Origin of the sequence: Bradyrhizobium icense, assembly GCF_001693385.1 — a bacterium.
Taxonomy (GTDB): Bacteria; Pseudomonadota; Alphaproteobacteria; order Rhizobiales; family Xanthobacteraceae; genus Bradyrhizobium; species Bradyrhizobium icense.
The window spans coordinates 7747406-7768105 of the sequence record NZ_CP016428.1; the positions used below are offsets into that span (position 1 = coordinate 7747406).

At 64.0% G+C, this 20700-nt stretch carries 19 protein-coding genes; 7 read left to right on the top strand and 12 right to left on the bottom strand.

The window, feature by feature from the left end; genetic code table 11:
• Positions 1-2 precede the first annotated feature (2 nt).
• On the bottom strand, positions 3-1259 hold the full coding sequence (locus LMTR13_RS35915; RefSeq protein ID WP_065731868.1) for an aminopeptidase: 1257 nt from the start codon (positions 1257-1259) through the stop codon (positions 3-5).
• A 206-nt stretch (positions 1260-1465) separates the two neighbouring features.
• On the opposite strand from LMTR13_RS35915, the gene LMTR13_RS35920 reads away from it, so the two are divergent.
• The gene (locus tag LMTR13_RS35920) at positions 1466-1813 is read left to right on the top strand and encodes a hypothetical protein (protein ID WP_065731869.1); all 348 of its coding nucleotides are present in this window, start codon (positions 1466-1468) and stop codon (positions 1811-1813) included.
• Positions 1814-2022: 209 nt separating this feature from the next.
• Here LMTR13_RS35920 and LMTR13_RS35925 read toward each other — a convergent pair whose 3' ends face one another.
• Positions 2023-3894: a DEAD/DEAH box helicase gene (locus tag LMTR13_RS35925; RefSeq protein WP_083219363.1), complete on the bottom strand. Its 1872-nt coding sequence runs from the start codon at positions 3892-3894 to the stop codon at positions 2023-2025.
• 311 nt (positions 3895-4205) lie between these two features.
• On the opposite strand from LMTR13_RS35925, the gene LMTR13_RS35930 reads away from it, so the two are divergent.
• A complete protein-coding gene (locus tag LMTR13_RS35930; RefSeq protein ID WP_065731871.1) occupies positions 4206-4922 on the top strand; it encodes a DNA-3-methyladenine glycosylase I in 717 nt (238 codons plus the stop codon).
• A gap of 50 nt (positions 4923-4972) precedes the next feature.
• Here the strand turns inward: LMTR13_RS35930 and LMTR13_RS35935 are convergent, their stop codons facing one another.
• Positions 4973-6205 carry a rhodanese-like domain-containing protein gene (locus LMTR13_RS35935; RefSeq protein ID WP_065731872.1) on the bottom strand — a complete coding sequence of 411 codons (1233 nt, stop codon included), beginning with the start codon at positions 6203-6205 and terminating at the stop codon, positions 4973-4975.
• Between the two features lie 59 nt (positions 6206-6264).
• Between LMTR13_RS35935 and LMTR13_RS35940 the strand changes: the two genes are divergently transcribed.
• Positions 6265-7188, top strand: coding sequence for a LysR family transcriptional regulator (locus tag LMTR13_RS35940; RefSeq protein WP_065731873.1), 924 nt, complete (start codon positions 6265-6267; stop codon positions 7186-7188).
• Positions 7189-7195: 7 nt separating this feature from the next.
• Here LMTR13_RS35940 and LMTR13_RS35945 read toward each other — a convergent pair whose 3' ends face one another.
• Both LMTR13_RS35945 and LMTR13_RS35950 read right to left on the bottom strand, forming a co-directional pair.
• The gene (locus LMTR13_RS35945) at positions 7196-7795 is read right to left on the bottom strand and encodes a thiamine pyrophosphate-dependent enzyme (RefSeq protein WP_065731874.1); all 600 of its coding nucleotides are present in this window, start codon (positions 7793-7795) and stop codon (positions 7196-7198) included.
• Positions 7792-8358 carry a thiamine pyrophosphate-binding protein gene (locus tag LMTR13_RS35950; protein ID WP_065731875.1) on the bottom strand — a complete coding sequence of 189 codons (567 nt, stop codon included), beginning with the start codon at positions 8356-8358 and terminating at the stop codon, positions 7792-7794. Before LMTR13_RS35950 ends, LMTR13_RS35945 begins: the two co-directional genes overlap by 4 nt.
• A 240-nt stretch (positions 8359-8598) precedes the next feature.
• On the opposite strand from LMTR13_RS35950, the gene LMTR13_RS35955 reads away from it, so the two are divergent.
• The 3 genes from LMTR13_RS35955 to LMTR13_RS35965 all read left to right on the top strand — a co-directional run bounded on the left by LMTR13_RS35955 (position 8599) and on the right by LMTR13_RS35965 (position 10394).
• Positions 8599-9279: an RNA polymerase sigma factor gene (locus tag LMTR13_RS35955; protein WP_065731876.1), complete on the top strand. Its 681-nt coding sequence runs from the start codon at positions 8599-8601 to the stop codon at positions 9277-9279.
• 263 nt (positions 9280-9542) lie between these two features.
• Positions 9543-10064 carry a DUF4142 domain-containing protein gene (locus LMTR13_RS35960; RefSeq protein WP_065731877.1) on the top strand — a complete coding sequence of 174 codons (522 nt, stop codon included), beginning with the start codon at positions 9543-9545 and terminating at the stop codon, positions 10062-10064.
• A gap of 9 nt (positions 10065-10073) precedes the next feature.
• Positions 10074-10394 carry a cupredoxin domain-containing protein gene (locus tag LMTR13_RS35965; protein WP_065731878.1) on the top strand — a complete coding sequence of 107 codons (321 nt, stop codon included), beginning with the start codon at positions 10074-10076 and terminating at the stop codon, positions 10392-10394.
• Positions 10395-10525: 131 nt separating this feature from the next.
• Here the strand turns inward: LMTR13_RS35965 and LMTR13_RS35970 are convergent, their stop codons facing one another.
• The 3 genes from LMTR13_RS35970 to LMTR13_RS35980 form a co-directional block, all read right to left on the bottom strand.
• Positions 10526-11881: an NRAMP family divalent metal transporter gene (locus LMTR13_RS35970; RefSeq protein WP_083219364.1), complete on the bottom strand. Its 1356-nt coding sequence runs from the start codon at positions 11879-11881 to the stop codon at positions 10526-10528.
• A gap of 84 nt (positions 11882-11965) precedes the next feature.
• Positions 11966-12748 carry an MBL fold metallo-hydrolase gene (locus LMTR13_RS35975; RefSeq protein WP_065731879.1) on the bottom strand — a complete coding sequence of 261 codons (783 nt, stop codon included), beginning with the start codon at positions 12746-12748 and terminating at the stop codon, positions 11966-11968.
• A 20-nt stretch (positions 12749-12768) separates the two neighbouring features.
• Complete coding sequence (locus tag LMTR13_RS35980) at positions 12769-13683, bottom strand: DMT family transporter (protein ID WP_065731880.1); 915 nt, start codon at positions 13681-13683, stop codon at positions 12769-12771.
• Positions 13684-13782: 99 nt separating this feature from the next.
• On the opposite strand from LMTR13_RS35980, the gene LMTR13_RS35985 reads away from it, so the two are divergent.
• Positions 13783-14646 carry a LysR family transcriptional regulator gene (locus tag LMTR13_RS35985; RefSeq protein ID WP_065731881.1) on the top strand — a complete coding sequence of 288 codons (864 nt, stop codon included), beginning with the start codon at positions 13783-13785 and terminating at the stop codon, positions 14644-14646.
• A gap of 44 nt (positions 14647-14690) precedes the next feature.
• Here LMTR13_RS35985 and pdeM read toward each other — a convergent pair whose 3' ends face one another.
• The 4 genes from pdeM to LMTR13_RS36005 all read right to left on the bottom strand — a co-directional run bounded on the left by pdeM (position 14691) and on the right by LMTR13_RS36005 (position 20608).
• Entirely contained in the window at positions 14691-15362 is a 672-nt protein-coding gene (pdeM, locus tag LMTR13_RS35990) for a ligase-associated DNA damage response endonuclease PdeM (protein ID WP_065731882.1), read from the bottom strand.
• A 51-nt stretch (positions 15363-15413) separates the two neighbouring features.
• Positions 15414-18119: a ligase-associated DNA damage response DEXH box helicase gene (locus tag LMTR13_RS35995; protein WP_065733251.1), complete on the bottom strand. Its 2706-nt coding sequence runs from the start codon at positions 18117-18119 to the stop codon at positions 15414-15416.
• Positions 18120-18344: 225 nt separating this feature from the next.
• Positions 18345-19574: an ABC transporter substrate-binding protein gene (locus tag LMTR13_RS36000; protein WP_065731883.1), complete on the bottom strand. Its 1230-nt coding sequence runs from the start codon at positions 19572-19574 to the stop codon at positions 18345-18347.
• 107 nt (positions 19575-19681) lie between these two features.
• Entirely contained in the window at positions 19682-20608 is a 927-nt protein-coding gene (locus LMTR13_RS36005; protein WP_065731884.1) for a class I SAM-dependent DNA methyltransferase, read from the bottom strand.
• Positions 20609-20700 lie beyond the last annotated feature (92 nt).

The following is a 20700-nucleotide window of genomic DNA, read 5'->3' on the forward strand; positions in this document are numbered from 1 at the left end:
CGCTACGCCCACTCGCCCTTGCGGAATACCGGCACGCGGCTTCCGTCGGCGTGAATGCCGTCGATGTCGGTTTCGGCCGATCCGATCATCCAGTCGATATGAATGAGGCTCTTGTTGCCGCCTTGGGCCGCAATCTGCTCCGGCGTCAGCTTGTCACCGCCCACGAAGCATTTCGAGTAGCACTGCCCGAGCGCGATATGGGAGGCGGCGTTCTCGTCGAACAGCGTGTTGAAGAATAGCAGCCCGCTTTTCGAGATCGGCGAGGAATGCGGCACCAGCGCCACTTCGCCGAGGCGCGCCGCGCCCTCGTCGGTGTCGAGCACCTTCTTGAGCACCTCTTCGCCGCGTGAGGCCTTTGCCTCGACGATGCGGCCTTCCTCGAACCTGACCGCGATGTTGTCGATCAGCGTGCCCTGATAGGACAGCGGCTTGGAGGAGACGACATGGCCGCTGACGCGCCGGCAATGCGGCGTGGTGAAGACTTCCTCGGTCGGGATGTTGGCATTGCAGGTAATGCCGTTCTTCGCGGTCGAGGCGCCGCCCTCCCATTCGTGGCCATCGGCAAGACCGATCGTCAGATCGGTGCCCGGGCCGGAATATTTCAGCGCGTGGAAGCGCTGGCCGTTCAGCCATTCGGTGCGCTCGCGCAGCACGGCGTTGTGTTTTTCCCAGGCGGCGACGGCGCCATCCCGATCGACGCGGGACGCCGCAAAGATCGCATCCGCCAGTTTTGCCACCGCGATGTCCTCGGGGACGTCAGGGAAAACCTGCTTGGCCCAGGACGGACTCGGATAGGCGATGATGTTCCAGTTGGTATCGAAATTGACGATCTTCTCCAGCGCCGGCTGATAGGCGATCGAATTGGCCTTGCTGGCCCGCGCCACCTTCACCGGGTCCTCGCCCGACAGCAGCATCGGATTGTCGCCGACGATGGCCAACCGCGCGGTGTTGGCGCCGAACGCCTTCGCCATGCCCTCATAGAGCCAGTTGGCGGCACGATCGAAACCGGCCTCGTGGCCGTAGCGGTAGCGCGCCAGCGTGATCGCCTCGTCCGACAGCAATGGGGTCACCAAACCCGCGCCGGCCTTGTAGGCATGTACGGCAATCCGGCGCACCAGCGGCAGCGCGACCGAAGGCGCGGTCAGCAGCAGGTCCTGCCCCGGCTGCAGCCGCAAGCCGACCTTGACCGCGACTTCGGCGAGGCGGTCGAGCTTTACGGGATCAATCGAGACGGAAGCGTTGCGCTCAGGTGCGGTCATGATTCTTTCGGCCAATGCTGAAGGATTCTTGAGGCGTCGCAACCTTCGGCCATGATGACACAAATCAGGCCAAAGCGAGCGAAGCGCCTGACAGCAGCAATAGCACAAGAATGGTCCGGCGAAAGCCAACCTCATGATGTTCCGGAATGCAATAATGCCTCGCCGGGAACCCGCCGTGAGCGGTCGAGCATGGCGGTACCGGCGACATGGAGGACCATGACGAGGATGGAATGCCGGCGAGCGAAGCGAAGCTTGGCGGCGCTCCGTTACGCGAATCGAGTGCCGGCGCCCCGCTGCGCCTTGCGATCGGCGCGGACGGGCGCGCCATTTCCGTGGGCATTGCGGTTGCTCTTTGCGGTTTGGCAAGATTGCGGCGGGGGCTTCGCGGGACGAACCTGAGCCTGGCCGGCAATCAGACGACGGTAGCGGCGCAGCACCCGGATTGCGTCGCGGCGCCGCGAGCGATGAAGCGCTTCGAGGATACGCGCAAAGAACCCGGTATGCTTCGCTCGCTGCGTGGGCTCGTCTTCAACGGAGTGAGTATGCATCGCTGATGCCCCGCGTGCTGGTGTGTGGGTTTCGCGCGGGCAAAATGTCAGCGGGCGCGAAAAAGGCCTGTGAAATATTTCACAGGAGTTTCGTCGCGCGAGACAAATGGACGTGAGGAAGCTTGACGAAGCCTTGAGGCTCGCTTTAGGCCCGGCGCGCTGACGTCATCCGTGCGCAAGCCGCGGTGGGGCCGTCGAGGTCTGGGTCATGCCGGTCAGCCGCGAAACTTCTTCTTTTTCTTCTTATCGAATGCAGGCGCCGCGGGGGCTTCGCGTTCGCGCCGCGGTTTACCGGCGTGGGCCAACTTGTCCCGATGCGGCTTCTTCCTATCGTAATGCATTTCCTTGTCAAACCCTGCCCGGTCAGGGTTCTTTGCGTTTTTGCCGTGCGGCTTCGGTGTCCATTCCTGCTCGCGAGCTTCTTCGCGCGACGGGGTACTTTTCATCGCCTCGATGCGAATGCTGTCTTCCTTGTCGGGACGGCGGATTCGCGCAGCGAAACGGCCGGCGACGCGCGCGGAAATCTCGAACTCGGTGACGGTGTCGAGAATACGGATGGTGCCGATATCTTCCTTTTTGATACTGCCGCGGCGGCACAACATCGGCAGCAGCCAACGCGCTTCCGCGTTCTTCCGGCGTCCGATCGCGGCGCTGAACCACACGGCGTCCTCCGCCATGCGGTGGCGCGTCGAGGATTTCGTTGGCTTCACTCCCCTTCCAGCCTCGCGATCGGCCCGCTCGCGGGCGCGCTCGGCACGAGATTTGACGCGCTCCTCGCCGGGATCGACGATGTCCTCGGGAGAAGGCAATCGCGCGCGATAGAGCCGCGCCAGTGCCGCCGCAACCTCTTCCGCCGACCGTTCCGCCAGAAGCGCCTGCGCGAGCGCCAGATCGTCGGGCGTCGTCTCAGCCACGAACAGCTCGTCCCGCAGCAACCGCTCCTGATCGAGCTTGCGGATTTCATCCGGCTGCGGCGCCAGGCCCCAGGCTGCGTCGATGCCGGCCAGCTTGAGCAGCATGTCCGCACGACGCCGCCGCGCCGGCGGCACCAGCAATATACTGACACCCTTGCGACCGGCGCGCCCGGTGCGGCCGGAGCGATGCTGCATGACTTCCGGATCGTTCGGTAGATCGGCGTGGATGACGAGGTCGAGGTTCGGCAAATCGATGCCGCGCGCGGCAACGTCGGTCGCAACGCAAGCGCGGGCACGGCCGTCGCGCAAGGCTTGCAGCGCCAGCGTGCGCTCGTTCTGGGTCAACTCCCCCGACAACGCCACCACCGAGAAGCCGCGCTCCAACAGCGTTGCCTGCAGATGCCGCACGGCCTCGCGCGTATTGCAGAACACGAGCGTGCCCGGCGATTCGAAGTAACGGAGGAGATTGACGACGGCATGGTCGACATCGCCCGCGGCGATCCGGATGGCGCGGTATTCGATGTCGGCATGGCCGCCTTCGTCGCCCGCGACTTCGACACGGAAGGCATCCTGCTGATATTCCTTTGCCAGCGCGACGATGCCGGGCGGTAAGGTCGCCGAGAACAGCAGCGTGCGGCGGTCGTCCGGCGTGGCCTGCAGGATGAATTCCATGTCCTCACGGAAGCCGAGATCGAGCATCTCGTCAGCCTCGTCGAGCACGATCGCCTTCAATACCGAAACGTCGAGCCGGCCGCGCCGCAAGTGATCGCAGAGTCGCCCCGGCGTGCCGACCACGATATGGGCGCCCGCGGCCAGTTCGCGCTGCTCGCGGCGCGGATCCATGCCGCCGACGCAGGAAACCACGCGCCCGCCCGCATGCTGATAGAGCCAGCCGAGTTCGCGGTGCACCTGAAGCGCAAGCTCGCGGGTCGGCGCGACAATCAATGCAAGGGGCGCGACAGCCCGCTCGAATCGTTCGGCGCCATCCAGCAGGTTCGTTCCAATCGCCAGTCCATAGGCGACCGTTTTGCCGGAGCCGGTTTGCGCGGAAACGAGCAGGTCACGGCCATCAGCATCGTCGGCCAGCACCGCCGTCTGCACCGGCGTCAGCCGATCATAGTTGCGTTCCGCCAAAGCTCGGGCGAGCGGCGCATTTGCGGGCAGTGATGTCACGAGATGTCAGACCTTGGTTGGCACTGTCGGCCGGGAAAATGAAAAGGGCGCCTCGAACCGAAATGACTTAAAAAGCTGCGCATTGACGACGCGCAGCCGCACGGCCTGACGGATTTGAATGAGGTGGGGATGCTTTAGGCGAAATCCAGCCAGGACGCCATCCATTCTTTGCAGATCAGCCGATCACTTCTGCGACGGTTAACCTTCCACGCTGCCGGCTGGGAATTCCGGGACGATCCGCTACACTACGGCTTTCCGGGTATTTCAGCCGTGGTTTTCAACTTAGCCATCATTCGAAGGGGCCGTGCACCGTGACCGCGTTCAAGACCATCCGGGTCCGCGCCGAGAAGCGCAAGGGCGGGCCGAAGGCACTCGCCAAGCTGCTGCCGGCCAAGCCGGACCCGAAAGCGCTCGCCAAGCTCGGCGACGACCAGATTCTCGCCGAAATGACCAAGCGAGTGTTCTGCGCGGGCTTTGCCTGGAGCGTGATCGAGAGCAAATGGCCGGGATTCGAGAAGGCGTTTCTCGGCTTCAAACCTGGGCCGCTGACGCTGCAGCCGGATGATTTCTGGGACGGCCTGATGAAGGACATCCGCATCGTGCGCAACGGCGCCAAGATCATGTCGGTGCGCGCCAATGCCGGTTTCGTCCGTGACGTTGCGAAGGAGCACGGTAGCTTCGGCAAGTTCCTGGCGGATTGGCCGTCGTCGGACCAGGCCGGATTGCTGGAATTGCTGGCCAAGCGCGGCAGCCGGCTCGGCGGCAATACCGGGCAGATGATGCTGCGTTTCCTCGGCTGGGACGGATTCGTCACCTCTAGAGACGTAGTGCTGTGCCTGCGCGATGCCGGGCTCGACATTGCGGAGACAGTTACCTCCAAGCGCGATCTCGCGAAAGTGCAGGCGCAGTTCAACGAATGGGCAGAGGAGACCGGCCTTTCTTATGTACAGCTTTCGCGGATTTGCGCGCTGTCGATCGGCGAGAATTATTCGGCGGAGAAATTGGTCAGTCTCGGCGCGGATGAATGATGGGTATCGCTTCCGCCTTCGCTCTTCGAGCTGCGGCGAGACAAGTCCGCTCAAATGACGAAGAATCCGTGCGTGCCATCGCGGCGGAGCTGTTCGACGAGGCCGTATTCCCAATCGAGATAGGCTTGCATCGCGCTTTCCTTGACATCGGTGCCCTCATAGGGACGGCGATAGCGGTGTGACGGGTCCGGCTTTGGGATGGCCAGCGGCGAACCAACCTCCAGCGCGCCGTCATAACCGCCTTCGAGCACGTAAGTTTCCCAGCCCATCTGCGCGAGCCAGGACGCGGTCATGTCGGCGCGGACGCTTCTATCATCCGTCAGTACGATGCGGGCGCCGCGCACTGGGGCCGCCATGTCGATCTCCTGTACCAACTGCCCGCCGGCATAATGGCGAAAGCCCGCGAGGTGGCCGGCCGCATATTCCTCTTCGGAGCGGACGTCGAAGCGGTACAGCGTCCGATCGGGTTGCGCCTGCAGCGCCGCCGTTTCCTCAAGCCCGATGTGCCGTACGCCGGCGCGGTAGGCGACGTCGCGTGCATTGGCTTCGCCGCTCTCGATGGCGCCGATCTCGCCACGCCTGTCACTGCCGTGTTCGAGACTTTGCTTGGCCAGGGTCCAGCCGATGGTGCCGTTGCGCAGCGCCCGCACCTTGTTCGCGACGCCGGCATTGATCAGCGACTGAGTGCCGATGATCGAGCGGGTGCGGCCTGCGCAATTGACGATGATGGTGGTCTCGGGATCCGGCGCGGCGCGGCCGGCGCGCAGCACCAGTTCGGCGCCGGGCACGCTGATGGAGCCAGGAATGTTCATGGTGGCGTATTCATCGAAGCGGCGGACATCGAGAATCTGGATATTGGCGCCGCTCGCAATCAGGGCGCCGACCTCCTCGGCCGCCAGCGACGGCGTGTGCCGGCGCGACTCGACCAGTTCGCCGAAGGCCTTGGCGTAGGAATTGACGTCCTCGAACACCTCATAGCCCGCCGACTTCCAGCCCTGCAACCCGCCATCGAGCTGGCGGACATTGGTGTAGCCCAACGCTTTCAGGTGGTCCGCCGCTGCGCTGACCAGGCCTTCACTGGCGTCATAGAGCACGATCGGCACGTCCTTGCGTGGCAGCCGCACCACCGCTTCGAGCGCGATCCGGTCGGCCGCCATGTTGGCGGCAAACAGAGGATGTCCGGTGGCGAACACGGCCTCGTGCCTGACATCGAGCAGCGCGATTTCCTCGCGCAGCAGCAGCGCGGCGCGAACTTGCGAGGGGGTAACTGAGGGTACGGTCATGGACGGAGATTCCGAAAACGGCATATGATCGCTTGCAGAATAGGCACTCTGGGCACCCGATGGATCTCAAACAATTGCGGACTTTCCGGGCCGTAGCCGAACTTGGAAGCCTGAGCAAGGCCGCGGACCGGCTGCGTGCCGCGCAGCCGGCGCTGAGCCGCCACATCAAGCTGCTCGAGCATGAGCTTCGCGTCGAGCTGTTCGTCCGCAACGGGCGCGGCATGCTCTTGACCAGCGCAGGCCGGATGCTGCTCGACCGCACCACCGGCCTGATCCGCCAGATCGAGCAGGTCAGCGACGACCTCAAATCGGCGAACGGCAATCCGTCGGGCCGCGTCATCCTCGGGATGGTGCCGACGGTCAGCGCCGTTCTGTCCGGGCGGTTTGCCCGCCGCGTCCTCAACGAGTTTCCCGACGTCTCGCTGCGCATCGTGGAGAGCTATGGCGGCCATCTGGTCGAGTGGCTGCACCGGGGCGAGATGGATCTCGCGATCATCTATGGTCCTGCCGTCGATCTTCATCTTCAGGTCCAGTCGATCGGCCGCGAGGATATCGTCGCCGTCGGACCGCCAGGATCGGACCTGAACAAGCGTAAGCAGGTCGATCTCAAATGGCTGGTGAAGCAGAAGCTGATCCTGCCAAGCATCTCGCATGGCTTGCGGGCGCTCTTGGAAAAGGCGCTGACGCGCGAAAAACTGAAGTTAGAGGCCATGATCGAGGTCGATTCCTACCGCGCCCAGATCAGCCTGATGGAGGAAGGGCTCGGCTATACGCTGCTGCCGCCCTCGGCGATCCGCACCGAGGTGGCGGCGAAGCGGCTGGAGATGGCTGCCATCAGCCCCGCCGTGTCGCGCGAACTGATTCTGGCCTCGCCGATCGCCCACCCGCCGTCGATCGCAACGACCACGATCGCGACGCTGATCGTCTCGGAGATTCAACAGCTTTCCCGGGAAGGACGCTGGAAGATCAACATGACGACGTAACTGCGCTTCAGTTAAAGAGCGCCTCGTCTCCCAGCAGCGATTGCCGGAAGCGTGTCGTCAGGATCACGCCATCGGCCGGCGGCATCACGAACACCAGCGCCTCGGGATTGATCTTGATCTGCGCAAAGGCCGTTCCGCGCCCCTCATGCGCTAGGTCGCGCAGTTCGGTCACTTCGGCCATCGTGCGAATGATGCGGGAGGTGCGGATGCCGCTAGCGGTCGCGATGGCGGCGAGATCGACGCCTGAGGCAGTGTGGGTCTTCTGCATGCCGGTCTCGCCGAAGCGCTCGTTGTCGAGGACGGCGATCGTGAGATTCTTCGGCGCCTCCACCGCGATCGTGGCAAGCGAGCCGACATTCATCAGCATCTCGCCGTCGCCGGTGATGACGAGCACCTTACGCTTGGGCTGCGCCAGCGCCAGCCCGAGCCCGATCATGGACGCACCGCCCATCGCGCCCCAGAGCGGAAAATTGTTCGGATGGTCGCCGGCGGCGGAGACGTCCCAATTCGGCGCGCCGAGACCGGCGATGACGAGAAGATCGGCGCGGTCGCGCAAGAGTTCGTTGACGACGTCGCGGCGATGCAGCAGCGCGTTCGGATTGCTCATTTGCGGGCAAGCTCCTTGAAGTTCTTGGCGCCAAGCACGCGCTGGCCGATCAGGACCGCCACCGGCTTCCAGGTATTGAAGGCAAGATTCGCCGCGCCCTGCACGGTGGAGGCGACGAGATCAGGCTCGTCGACCTTGTTCACGATCACGCCCATGGCCTCCAGCGAGGGCCGCGTGCCCTGCCCCATCGGGATCTGCCACGGGTTGAACTCGCCCCAATCGCCGCGCATGGTGACGATCATCAATAGCGGCATGTGGCAGATGACCGGCAGCGACAGCATGTTGATGCAATTGCCGACGCCGCTCGACTGCAACAGCAGCACGCCGCGCTCGCCGCCGAGCCACGCGCCCGCCAGCATCGCCACGCCCTCTTCCTCCGTTGTCAACGTGACGACGCGGGTTTCGGGATCGGCCTCGAACGAACGGATCAGGCGGCTATGGCCGGCGTCCGGGACCATCGCAACCTGGCGAATGCCGACGTCCTTGAGCACGCGGTAGATCTCGTCCGGCCACGTCGGCAGCGCCGGTGCGGCCTCGGCGCGTGATTTTGCTGCTTCCGCCATCGGGCTCAATTTCCTCTGCGATTCCAAGGGTTGATTGGCTGCAGAATAGATCGCGGCGAGGGTTCGAGGAATTTGAATGTGGACATGGCTTCTATCGCAAAATTGAAAGGCTCTTGCTGGAACGGCAGCGCCCCATCTCCCATAAGTCGTCCCCGAATGTTGGGCACGCAGCCAAATATTTCGGGAACCTGCTGGCCCCTGCGGCGTCCAATCCCGATACCCCTGCTATTGGTGGACATCATGGGCCAGGCCTACATACCGAACATCGCGCCCCTCAATACCGGCGACGCCGAGCTGGTACGCCGCGCACTGGCCCGCGACGAGGCGGCGGTGCGCGCGATCATGCAGGCGAATAATCGGAGGCTGTATCGGCTCGCCCGCGGCATTCTGCGCAACGATGGGGAGGCCGAGGATGTCGTGCAGGAGGCCTATGTCCGCGCCTTCACCCATCTGGAACGCTTTCGCGGCGATTCCAGCCTGTCGACGTGGCTGTCGCGGATCGCCATGAACGAGGCGCTCGGCCGCCTGCGGCGTCAGCGCCCCACCATCGAACTGGACTCATTGCCGCAGGGCACGCTGGAAGCCCAGATCATCCAGTTTCCTCTTGCCGCCGACGATCCGGAAAAGTCCATGGCCCAGCGTGAAATTCAGCATGTCGTCGAACACGCCATCGATGAATTGCCGGAGGCGTTTCGTCTCGTCTTCATCACCCGCGTGATCGAGGGGATGAATGTGGAAGAAACCGCCGAAATTCTTGGGCTGAAGCCGGAGACGGTGAAAACCCGACTGCACCGCGCCCGCACCATGCTGCGCGACATCGTCGAGAGGAAGATCGGCCCGGTGGTGATGGAGGCGTTTCCCTTTGCCGGCCGGCGTTGCGAGCGGCTGACGGATGCCGTGCTGAAGCGGCTGGGGCATTAATACTTCCGTTTTACAGCGGGGCTCTATCCTTCGAGACACGCGCGACGCGCGCTCCTTCGGATGAGGTCTAACACCTCATGGTGAGGGGCACGGCGAAGCCGTGCGTCTCCGGACGATGCCTCGCATCGCCGGGCGAACCATGCAGGCCCGAATGCTGCAACAAGGCCGATTTTCCCGGAACCTTCGCCCGTCTCCTTCATCCAACTCCAGTGCAACCAACATGCGCCGGGTGCTCGCGCCCGGCGCCACGGGAGTGTCAGACCATGTTCATTCGATTGAGTGCGGCGATCGCCGCATTGAGCCTTCTTGGCAGCGCCGCACTGGCGCAGGGGGCAAAGCCCACCGATCCGCAGATCGCACATATCGCCTACACCGCTGGCGTAATCGACATCAACGCCGCCAAGCAGGCGATCGCGAAAGCCAGCAACAAGGACGTCAAGGCGTTCGCGCAAGACATGGTGCGCGACCATGAGGCGGTGAACAAGCAGGCGCTGGATCTTGTCAAGAAGCTGAAGGTCACGCCGGAGGACAACGACACCAGCAAGACGCTGTCGAAGCAGGCCACCGAGAAGCTCGCCGAGCTCAACAAGTTGAAGGGCGCGGAGTATGACAAGGCCTATGTCGCCCACGAGATCGCCTACCACAAGACCGTCAACGGCGCGCTGGAGACGCAGTTGATTCCATCAGCCAGCAATGCCGAGCTGAAGAGCCTGCTGCAGACCGGACTGAAGATTTTTCAGGGCCACCAGCAGCACGCCGAGCAAATCGCCACCAAGCTGAAATAGCAGTCCGCCATGCTTCCGGGACGCTGTCCGCCTTTCATCGCTGCCCTGCTCCTTGGCGCGACGGTCGTCCCGGCGTGTGCGGCGACGATTCGGATCACGATCGACGATCTGGTGTTTGCGCCGGCCGAAGTCTCGGCCAAGGTCGGCGACACCATCGAATGGATCAACAAGGACGTGTTCGCCCACACCGCGACCGCGCGCAACGGCGATTTTGATGTCACCACGCCGCCGAAAAAGACCGTGACGTCGGTGCTAAAGAAGGCCGGCAGTGTTGAATATTACTGCCGGTACCATCCGAACATGAAGGCGGTGTTGACGATCGCGCCGTAGCGTCATCGTCTGAAACAGTTTGGCTGCGACATTGAACCCTGCGGGCTGACGACGGAAGGTAGGGAAAACTGGAATCGCCGCAGCGGGCAAAGCTTGGGGCGATGTTCGGACCGCTGGGATGAAGCCTTTGCTTACTTCCCGATGAAATGTCCGATTCCCATCGCGACCACGCTGAGCAGCATCGCCGCGGTGGACAGCCATCCGAGCCAACAGAGCGGACCGTTGATGACGTAGCGGTCCATCACGTCCCTGCGCCGGGCCATGAGCATCAGCAAAACCATCACGGGCACGGCGAGCACGCCATTGATGACCGCGCTCCAGTACAGCGCCGAGATCGGGTTGATCTGCGTGAAGTTCAACGCGATGCCTATGCCAGCCGAGAGCGCCAGCGTCGCATAGAACGCGGCGGCGGCCTTGGGCTTGCGCGCGAGCCCGACCGGCCATCGCCGTCCCTCGCCAACGGCATAAGCCGCGGCGCCGCCGAGCACCGGGATCGCCAACAGGCCGGTACCGACGATGCCCAGCGCAAAGATTGCTTCCGCGAATGGGCCGGCAATCGGACGCAGCGCTTCGGCCGCGTCCGCCGAGCTCTGGATATCGGTCTTGCCTGTCGCATGCAGCGTCGCCGCGGCGGTTACGATGATCGACAATGCGATCAAGTTGGAGAACGCCATGCCAATGATGGTGTCGGCGCGGATGCGGTTGAATTCCCGCTGCGCCCCGTGGTGCTTTTCGATCAGGGGCCGCTTGGTCTTGTCGACGCGCTGATCTTCGGCTTCCTGCGAGGCCTGCCAGAAGAACAGATAGGGCGAGATCGTGGTGCCGAGGATGGCGACGATGGTGGTGAAATAATCGACGCTCCAGGTCGGGCGCGGAGCGAGAATGCCGACGAGCGCGTCATCCCACGAAACCTTCGCAAAGGCGAGCGCGGCAACATAAGCGAACAGGCTGAGCGTCAGCCATTTCAGCACCGACACGTAGCGCCCGTAATCGAGGAAGATCTGCGCCGCGACCGAGGTTACGCCGAACAGCACCACATAAACGATGCTGTGGCCGCCGATCAGCAACTTGGTCGCATCCGCCATGGCACCGAGATCGGCGCCGATGTTGATGGTGTTGGCGATGAACAGCAGCGCCACCACCACATTGAGCAACCATGGCGAATAATGCCGGCTCACATTGCCCGCGATACCATGCCCGGTGACGCGGCCGACGCGGGCGGATATCTCCTGGATCGCCGCCATCAGCGGAAACGTCAGCAGCATGGTCCAGCCGATGCCGTAGCCGAGCTGTGCGCCGGCCTGGCTGTAGGTGCCGATCCCGGACGGATCGTCGTCGGAGGCGCCAGTGATCAGGCCGGGCCCGAGCGCTTTGAGCGCGTCGCGAAGGCGAAACGAACGATGTGCCTTGGCCCGCGCTGCCGGTTTGTTGTTTCCGGCGCCCGTATGGGCGTGGTGCTTTGGATGCGACTTGTTGCGAACTGACATGCCAAGAGCCCAGCCCGGCGAACAACGAACCTGACGGGCACAGGTTCCAGACCACGAGCTTGTTCGTTGCCCCATGGAGGTCCGTCACGCAGCGCGCAGCGGCTCGATGATCGTGGCTACGCCCGGCTCCAGAATCCGCAAACGCTGTCCAAAGCCCAGCGTGTCGAAGGTTGCGCGCAGATCGTTCGCACTCTGGCGGAAATGCTTCCATCCTTCGGTATGTACGGGCACGATCACCGCATCCGGGAATGCGCGCGCGGTCTCGATCGTGTCGTTGGTGTCCATCGTGATGTGAAACGGGCCGCGGGTTTGTGCCGCGCCCGCGAACGGCAGCACCACGCCAGCCTTGAACCGCTTCGCCACTTCGGCAACGCCGTCGTACCAGACGGTGTCGCCGCTGATGTAGATCGGACGGCTGCCCGGCCTGCTCGACGAAACCACGAAGCCGATCACGTCACCCGCCAGCGGTTCGATTCCCGCCGGGCCGTGACGCGCCGGCGTCGCGGTAACGGTCAGCGAATGACCGTTCTTGCCGGCCAACTGCGTAGACGCCCATGGCGCGAAGCCTTCGGCATGGCCGCCGAGCCGCTTTGCACCAATCTCCGTCGTCAGCACGCGCCTGGCGGATTTGAGAAAATCGCGCCCCGAATGGTCGAGATTGTCCGAATGCTGGTCATGGCTGAGCAGCACGGCATCGACCTCGCCGATATCATGCGCGCTGACAGCGGGACCGACCAGCTTTTCCAGTTTCACGTGCGGCAGTTGATAGGCGCCGGGCTCGTCGAAGGTCGGATCGGTCAGCAGCCGGAAGCCGTCGACTTCGATGAGCGCGGTCGGGCCGCCGATCAGGGTGATGGTAACTGTCATTGACTTACTCCTTGCGAAGATTAACCGGCCGCCGCAGCGGGACGGGTCACCAGATAAATGCCGAGGGCAACGGGAACGATGCCAAGCAGGTCGCGCAATTCGACGTGTTCGCCGAGCACGAGGAACGCGAACAGCATGCCGAGCGGCGGCATCAGGAAGTGATAGGCACTCGCAGCCGTCGCGCCACATGCTTTCAGGAGATGAAACCAGAGCAGGTAAGCCAGGATCGAGCCCCCGAGCACGAGGAAAGCGAACGCGCCGGCGAGCCGCGCGCTCGGCACGATGTCGCCGACGCTGGAGAGCGTGAACGCGAACGGCAGCAGCACGATGCCGGCTGCGAGATTCTGCACGCCATTGCCGACCCAGAGACTTCCTTTCGGCGCCAGCACCTTGAACAGGATGGTGCCGACGACGATCGAGGCCAATGACGACAGCGTGAACAGGATGCCGTGAAAACTGTCGGTTCCGACAGACATGCGGTGCCAGACGATGAAGGCGACGCCGGAGATGCCGAGCAAAAGTCCCGCCACCTTGCGCCAGGTCAGCGCCTCGCCGAGAAACAACGCCGCAAGCACGGCAGTGAAAACCGGATTGGCGCTGACGATCAGGCCGCCGAGGCCGGCCGATACCGTCTGCAAACCGGTGTAGCCGAGGCCGAGGTAAAGCGCGTTGTTGGCAACGCCGAGAATCGCAAAAATGCCGGCATCGCGCCAGGTCAGCGAGGACCATGCCTCGCCGCGCAGCGCCGTGATGCCGAGGATCAGGATTCCCGCGAGCGAAAATCGCGCCGTGAGCAGGATCAGCGGCGGGCAGTCGGTGACGCCGACCTTGCCGGCGACGAAGGCAAAGCTCCAGAGCAGACAGAACAGGCCGATATAGAGCGGTAGCAGATTGAAGCCGGCGCGGGAGACCGCGACCGAAGGGGCGGGCGACATGGGTAGTCTCCTTACATCCCATGATCTAGGGTCGCGCCTTGATATTTGGAAATTAAATGATAAACTGATAGCCAGCGGATTTGTAAATGGAGCATTGCCATGCTCGATTTGGAGTTGCTGCGCAGTTTCGTTTCGGTCGTCGACGCCGGCGGCTTTACCCGCGCCGGCGAGCGCGTCCACCGCACGCAATCGACCGTCAGCCAGCAGATCAAGCGGCTGGAAGACGACATCGGCCAGCCGCTGTTGAACCGCAATGGCAAGGATGTGACGCCGACGGAGGCCGGCGAGCGACTGCTCTCCTATGCGCGGCGGCTGTTGTCGCTCGCCGAGGAAGCCCGCGACGTGGTGGCGCGGCCGGAAAGCGAAGGCGCGATCAAGCTCGGCATCCCCGAGGATTTCGCCGCCTATCGTCTCGCCAAATTGCTGGCGACGTTTTCGCGGTCACGGCCGGGCCTGCGGCTCGACGTGCGCGCCGACCAGAGCACGTATCTGCGGCGCGACATCGAACGGGGCGATCTCGATCTGGCGCTGCTCAAGCGCGACGCAGGCGAGAAAGGCGCGATCGCGGTGTGGCCCGAGCAGGTGCACTGGGTCACCAGCAAAACCTATCCGGTCGATATCGACGCTGGCTCGGTGCCGCTGATCGGGTTTCCCGCCGGCTGTCTCTATCGTTCGCGCGCGATCCATGCGCTGGAAAGCGCCGGGCGATCCTGGCACATGGCCTATACTTCTTCCGGCCTCGCCGGCATCCAGGCCGCGGTCGCCGCAGGATTGGGATTGAGCATTCTCTCCGACATCGCGATCCAGGCCGGCCATCGCGTGCTCACGGCGAAGGACGGCTTTGCGCCAATCGACAAGACCGAACTGGCGCTGGTGGCCTCACCCGACGCCAGCCCCGCAACGCTGCGGCTCGCCGACCGCCTCGCCGAGTTCTGCGACAGCGTCGACGCGAAGGCGGCGTAATCTCTCCAAGTGGAAAGCCGCTCCCCCTCCCCCGCCCTAAACTCTCAATAACACCTTGACGCGGCTATCGCGTGCAGCCGGTTGTCGCCGAGCACATGCGCCATCAGGCCCGGCGTTGGAAAAATCTTCGCAAACGCCGGATCGCGGATGCTGAGGCCCCCGGTATAGGCGCCGAAGGCCGGCATCACCGCGCGCTCGCCATCACTGGCAAAGCATCGCCGCTCCATCGATCGTCCCCGGGTGGCGACGCGCGCCTTGGGATGCAGATGGCCGGCGATTTCACCCGCCGCCCCCGTCGGCTCATGGCGGAACACGATCGGTCCGATCGCGACTTCGTTCGCCACCGTGCCGCCGAGGTCGGGCGGCAGGGCCGGATCGTGATTGCCCGAAATCCAGATCCAGTCGCGCCGCGCCTGTATCGCCGACAGCGCGTCGCGATCCGGCGCCGACAGCCGCTGATGCGCGTCGCGATCATGAAAACTATCGCCGAGCGCAATCACCATGCACGGGTCGTGCCGCGCAATGACGGCGGCGAGACGGCTCAGTGTCGCCACCGTGTCATAGGGCGGCAGCAGCACGCCGCGCGCGGCGAAGCTCGAGCCTTTTTCCAGATGCAGGTCGGAGACGACGAGCAGGCGCTGCTCCTGCCAGAACAGCGCGCCGGAGAGATCGGCAACGAATGTCACGTCGGCAACCATGACCTTCGAGGCGCGCATCTGCTGATCGTCTCCCGAAGACTGCGCCCCTGCCGTCACTTGCCTGCCCGCCTATCCCATCGCCTCTTTGACGAGTTCATCGGCGGCCTCCGCCAGCAACTCATCTCCCGCTTCGCCATAAACTGACTCGCGGCCGATTTCCAGCATCACCGGCACCGCCAGCGGCGAAACGTGTTCGAGTTCCCGATGGGTGATTCGCCCGTGAATACGCGAGAGCATATCACCCAGACGCTTGAGATCGAGCAGGCCTGTTGCGGCGTCGGCGCGCGCGGCGCGCAGCAGCACGTGGTCGGCCTGATGCTTGCGCAAGACGTCGTAGATCAGGTCGGTCGAGAACAGCACCTGGCGGCGGGATTTTTCCTCGCCGGTGAAGCGCCGCGCGATCAGGCCGGAGATGATGGCGCAGGTGCGGAAGGTGCGTTTCATCAGCGCGGATTCAGCGAGCCACGCCTCGAGGTCGTCGCCCAGCATGTCCGGATCGAACAGCGTGTTGAGGTCGAGCTTGCCGTGCCGGATCATGAACGACATGTCGCCGAGGCCCCATACCGCCAGCGCATATTCGTTGGCGACGAAGCCGAGCGGCCGCACCCGCGCCCGCTCCATCCGCCGTGTCAAGAGCATGCCGAGCGTCTGGTGCGCCAGCCGGCCCTCGAAGGGATAGCAGACGAGATAATGCTTGTTGCCGCGGGGAAAGGTTTCGACCAGCAGCTCGCGCACGGCCGGCACGCGGGAAAAATCCCGCTGCAGCGACAACCAGTCGCGCACCTGATCCGGCAGCGCATTCCACGCGCGCCGGTCGTCGAGCAATTTGCGGACGCGCTCGGCCAGATAAGTCGAAAGCGGAAACTTGCCGCCCATATAGGACGGCACTTTCGCGTCCTTGTCATTGGCGCGCGAGACGTAGACCACGTCCTCCGCAAGCGCCTCGTAGCGCACGACTTCACCGCCGAACACGAACGTATCGCCGATGACGAGACCTTCGATAAAGGCTTCCTCGATCTCGCCCAGCATCCGCCCGCCGCGGCCGAGCGCGCCGGTCGAGCCGGACCCGCCGCTGCGCGAGCGCACCAGGCGGACCTTCAGCATGGTCTCTTCGACGATGGTGCCGACGTTGAGGCGATAGCTCTGCCGCACTTTTGGATTGGCGACACGCCAGCGACCTTGCTTGTCCTGCTTGATGCGCGCAAAGCGTTCGTAGGTCTTCAGCGCATAGCCGCCGGTCGCGACAAAATCGACCACGTCGTCGAAATCGGTCCGCGTCAGCGAGGCATAGGGCGCAGATGTCAGCACTTCCTCATAAAGTTCGTCGGAAAAAAAAGGCTCGCCGCAGGCGCAGCCGAGCACGTGCTGCGCCAGCACATCGAGCGCGCCGGTGCGCAGCGGCGGCGTATCCTGCGCATTCGCGGCGATGGCATCGATCGCGACGCGGCATTCGAGCACCTCAAAACGGTTCGCTGGGATCAGGACCGCGCGCGAGGCCTCGTCGATGCGGTGATTGGCACGGCCGATTCTTTGCATCAGCCGCGACGACCCTTTCGGCGCACCGACATTGATGACGAGATCGACGTCGCCCCAGTCGACGCCAAGATCCAGCGACGACGTGCAGACCACGCCGCGCAGCTTTCCCGCCGCCATCGCGTCCTCGACCTTGCGGCGCTGGGCGACGTCGAGCGAGCCATGATGTAGCGCAATCGCGAGGCCATCGTCGTTCATGCGCCAAAATTCCTGGAACAGCATTTCGGCCTGGCTGCGGGTGTTGACGAAGACCAGCGTGGTCTTGTTGCGCCGGATCAGGTCATACATTTCGCCGAGCGCATGGCGCGCGGTATGGCCGGCCCACGGCAGCCGCTCCTTGGTGTCGAGCATCTCGACGATGGGCGCCGCCGCGCCGCCGGCCACGACGATATCCGCGGACACCTCTTTGCCGTCGCACTGCGGCATCAGAAACCGCGCCAGCGATTCCGGCTCGGCCACCGTCGCGGATAGTCCAATCGCGCGCATCTCCGGCGCCAACCGCCACAACCGCGCCAATCCGAGCGAGAGCAGATCGCCGCGCTTTGACGTGACCAGCGCATGCAGTTCGTCGAGCACGATGCGCTTGAGGGAGCCGAACAAGAACGGCGCATCATCGGACGACAGCAATAGCGCCAGTTGCTCCGGCGTGGTGAGCAGGATGTCCGGCGGATAGCGCCGCTGCCGTTGCCGCCGCGAAACCGGGGTATCGCCGGTGCGGGTCTCGACCTTGATCGGCAGCGCCATTTCGGCAATCGGCGTCTCCAGATTGCGCGCGATGTCGACCGCGAGTGCTTTCAGCGGCGAGATGTAGAGCGTGTGGAGACCGCCGGTGCGCTTGACGCTGCGGCCGGTCGAGATGAAGGTTTTTCTCTCGCCTTGGTGAGTATTCGCGGCAGGCTGTTCGGACTCCCTCCCCCTGAAAGGGGGAGGGTCGGGGTGGGGGTCAGCCGCTTGCTCCGTACCCGCGGCTGACCCCCACCCGTCGCGCTCAGGCGCGCAATTGCGCTGCCGAGCGCGCCGACCTCCCCCTTGGAGGTTTTCAGAGAGCTCCACCAGCGTCGGCAGAAATCCCGCCAGCGTCTTGCCGGCGCCGGTCGGCGCGATCAAGAGCGCTGAACGGTCGTCGCCGGCTTTCGCAAGCAGCGCAAGCTGATGCTCGCGCGGCAACCAGCCGCGCGAGGCGAACCAGCGCCGAAAGCGCTCAGGCAGCAACGCGGCCGTTTCAAGCGGCGTGAGGGGCAAGGGATCGGTCGACGGCACGGCAAAGAGGTAAGCCGTTGGAGCGGGTTCGTCGAGGGTAGCCGCGAAGCAATTCGGCCGCCCTCGTGTCCCGGGCGCGGTGCAGCGCGCAACGCTGCTCCGCAGAACCGGGACCGACGCCGCGACATTGTGGACCCCGGATCAGCAGCGCACCACGCCGCAAGGGCAGCGCGCTGCGCAGCATCCGGGGTACGCCACCGCCCAGCCCTACTCCGTCACCGGTTTGTCTGAGATGTCCCAATCCTTGCCGTTGAAGATCGAGATGTAGAGCGTCTTCATCGGCGTGTAGTCCTCGGGCGTGTAGCTGTAGTTGACGCCGTCGAGGAAATAGGGCGAATGAAAGCCTGCCAGCGTGGTCGCCTGCTTGAGGACGTTGGCGTGGGTGAGTTCATCGCCGCAGCGGCGCAGGATCTCCGCCATCGACGCGACCTGGCCATAGCCGGCAAAGGCGATGGTGTTGTCGGGATCGACGCTGGGGAGATATTTCTTGCGCAATTCCTCGAACGCCATCACGTCCGGGTCCTTCTCGAAGCGCGGCACGCCGACTTCCTTGGCGTAACGGATGGCGACAATGCCGGTTGCGTTCTCGAGGCCGGCGGCAGCGAGTATCGAGCGGCCGGTCGATCCCGCCGACAACAGGTGCAGCGGCTTCCAGCCGAGTTCAGCCACTTTGCGGATCGACTGCGACGACGCCTTGCCGGTCGAGATGTTGTAGAAAACGTCGGCGCCGGATTTCGAGAGGTTAATGATCTGCGAATCGATCGTCGGCTCGGTCAGATCGTAGGTCTGCTCCATGATCACCTTTGCGGTGCCGCCGGCATCCGCCAGCACCTTCTTGAAGGGGGCGAGGAAATCGCGGCCGAAATCGTCGTTCTGGTAGAGGATGCCGATCTTCGCGTTCGGCTTCACGCTCACGACATGCCGGGCGAGGATGCGTGCTTCGGTCGGATAGAGCGGCAGGCCCGCCATGGTCCATTTGAAGTTTTTTGGATCGTTCCATTTCGATGCACCGGTGTTGAGCAGGAGCTGCGGCACGCCCTTCGAGTTGAGATATTTGTGCACGGCAGTCTGCGGCGCGGTGCCGAGCGAGCCGTACAGCGCCAGCACTTCCTCCTGCTCGACCAGCCGCCGCGTCGCCTCGACGCATTTCGGCGCGCTGTAGGCGTCGTCCATGGTAAGGAATTTTACCTTGCGACCGTTGATGCCGCCCTTCTCGTTCAGCATCTGAAAATAGGCCTCGCCGACGCGGCCGAGCACGCCGTAGAGCGACCCGGGACCTGAATGCGGCACGGTCTGGCCGATCTTGATTTCGGTGTCGCTGGCGCCGGGATCGTATTTCTTCTCTGCCGCCCGGACGAAGGGCGCGGGCATGGCGGAAGCAAGGACGGTGGCCAGCGCAGTGGCGCCGAATTCGCGCCGGGTTTGTTTGTTCTTCATTGTTGTTTCTCCCTTAGGGGAGCCTTGATCCGGCATTCCCTCGCCCGTGGCAATAGCTGACATGTCATACGCAATGCCGCCATTCGCAGCGTGCGTAGCGTCTAGACTCAAGTTTTCGCGGCGACGGCGACCAGCCCAGGCACGGGAACATTGTCCTCATTGCGGGCGGAGCGATCTTCCAGCAGGGATAATTTAAGGCCCGCCCCCTCGACCGCGGCGCGCACGTTAGCGGCAGCATGGGCGTAGCGCAGCCCTTGGCCGATAATGACGCCTTCGCCGTCATGGGTCTCGGCGGTGAAAGCAAGCAGGCCACCTGGTGCAAGCACGCGCGCGCCTTCAGCCAGTACGGCTGCGAGATCGGCAACATAGACCATGGCGTCCGCAGCGAGAATGAGATCGGCGCTGGCTCCCCTCCTTGCGCGCAGGCCCTGCAACATGTCAGCGACATCAAGCTCGGCATAGACGCCCGTGGCGCGCGCCCGCTCGATCATGCGCGGCGACAGATCGATGCCAGTGAAATGGTCGACTTCCTTTGCAAACGCCGACGCTGCCAGCCCGGTACCGCAGCCGAGGTCGATGGCGCGCTTGAAGAACGCCGGCTTGCACGCGGCTGATCGCACGACCAGCACCGCCTTGAACAGCAGCGCCGGGCCGCGATAACCGAGATCGTCCACCAGCGAGGTTTCGAACCGCGGCGCGTATTGGTCGAATAGCGTTTGCACATAGGCCTGCGACATGCCGGCCAATGGTTCGGCGCCGAGCCGCATCAACCTAAGTCCGGCGCCACGGCGGTCGCCGGGATCGCTGGCCCGGGCCTGACGAAACGCCGAGATCGCCGCGTCATGCTCGCCGAGTTGCTCGCGGATATCGGCGAGCGTGAACCAGGCGGACGAGAAATTCGGCGCCAGCTCGATCGCCTGCAGCAGCAGATCGGCAGCGGCGGGCAGGTCGCCCTTCAATTGCAGATCGCGCGCGAATTCAAACCGGCGGTCGGCCATCAGATCGCCGGAGGACAGAAAAAGGCGGGCAGGCATGGGTTCCGAGACTTGTCATTGCCGGGCCTGACCCGGCAATCCATCAAAAAAGTAGACTCTTCAAAAGATGGATGCGCGGGTCAAGCCCGCGC

What these genes read in the sequence shown, in the direction of transcription:
- LMTR13_RS35915 (WP_065731868.1), bottom strand. Translation starts at nt 1,259, where the DNA reads ATGACCGCACCTGAGCGCAACGCTTCCGTCTCGATTGATCCCGTAAAG.
- LMTR13_RS35920 (WP_065731869.1), top strand. Translation starts at nt 1,466, where the DNA reads ATGGAGGACCATGACGAGGATGGAATGCCGGCGAGCGAAGCGAAGCTT.
- LMTR13_RS35935 (WP_065731872.1), bottom strand. Translation starts at nt 6,205, where the DNA reads ATGACCGTACCCTCAGTTACCCCCTCGCAAGTTCGCGCCGCGCTGCTG.
- LMTR13_RS35940 (WP_065731873.1), top strand. Translation starts at nt 6,265, where the DNA reads ATGGATCTCAAACAATTGCGGACTTTCCGGGCCGTAGCCGAACTTGGA.
- LMTR13_RS35945 (WP_065731874.1), bottom strand. Translation starts at nt 7,795, where the DNA reads ATGAGCAATCCGAACGCGCTGCTGCATCGCCGCGACGTCGTCAACGAA.
- LMTR13_RS35950 (WP_065731875.1), bottom strand. Translation starts at nt 8,358, where the DNA reads ATGGCGGAAGCAGCAAAATCACGCGCCGAGGCCGCACCGGCGCTGCCG.
- LMTR13_RS35955 (WP_065731876.1), top strand. Translation starts at nt 8,599, where the DNA reads ATGGGCCAGGCCTACATACCGAACATCGCGCCCCTCAATACCGGCGAC.
- LMTR13_RS35960 (WP_065731877.1), top strand. Translation starts at nt 9,543, where the DNA reads ATGTTCATTCGATTGAGTGCGGCGATCGCCGCATTGAGCCTTCTTGGC.
- LMTR13_RS35965 (WP_065731878.1), top strand. Translation starts at nt 10,074, where the DNA reads ATGCTTCCGGGACGCTGTCCGCCTTTCATCGCTGCCCTGCTCCTTGGC.
- LMTR13_RS35970 (WP_083219364.1), bottom strand. Translation starts at nt 11,881, where the DNA reads ATGTCAGTTCGCAACAAGTCGCATCCAAAGCACCACGCCCATACGGGC.
- LMTR13_RS35975 (WP_065731879.1), bottom strand. Translation starts at nt 12,748, where the DNA reads ATGACAGTTACCATCACCCTGATCGGCGGCCCGACCGCGCTCATCGAA.
- LMTR13_RS35980 (WP_065731880.1), bottom strand. Translation starts at nt 13,683, where the DNA reads ATGTCGCCCGCCCCTTCGGTCGCGGTCTCCCGCGCCGGCTTCAATCTG.
- LMTR13_RS35985 (WP_065731881.1), top strand. Translation starts at nt 13,783, where the DNA reads ATGCTCGATTTGGAGTTGCTGCGCAGTTTCGTTTCGGTCGTCGACGCC.
- pdeM (WP_065731882.1), bottom strand. Translation starts at nt 15,362, where the DNA reads ATGCGCGCCTCGAAGGTCATGGTTGCCGACGTGACATTCGTTGCCGAT.
- LMTR13_RS36000 (WP_065731883.1), bottom strand. Translation starts at nt 19,574, where the DNA reads ATGAAGAACAAACAAACCCGGCGCGAATTCGGCGCCACTGCGCTGGCC.
- LMTR13_RS36005 (WP_065731884.1), bottom strand. Translation starts at nt 20,608, where the DNA reads ATGCCTGCCCGCCTTTTTCTGTCCTCCGGCGATCTGATGGCCGACCGC.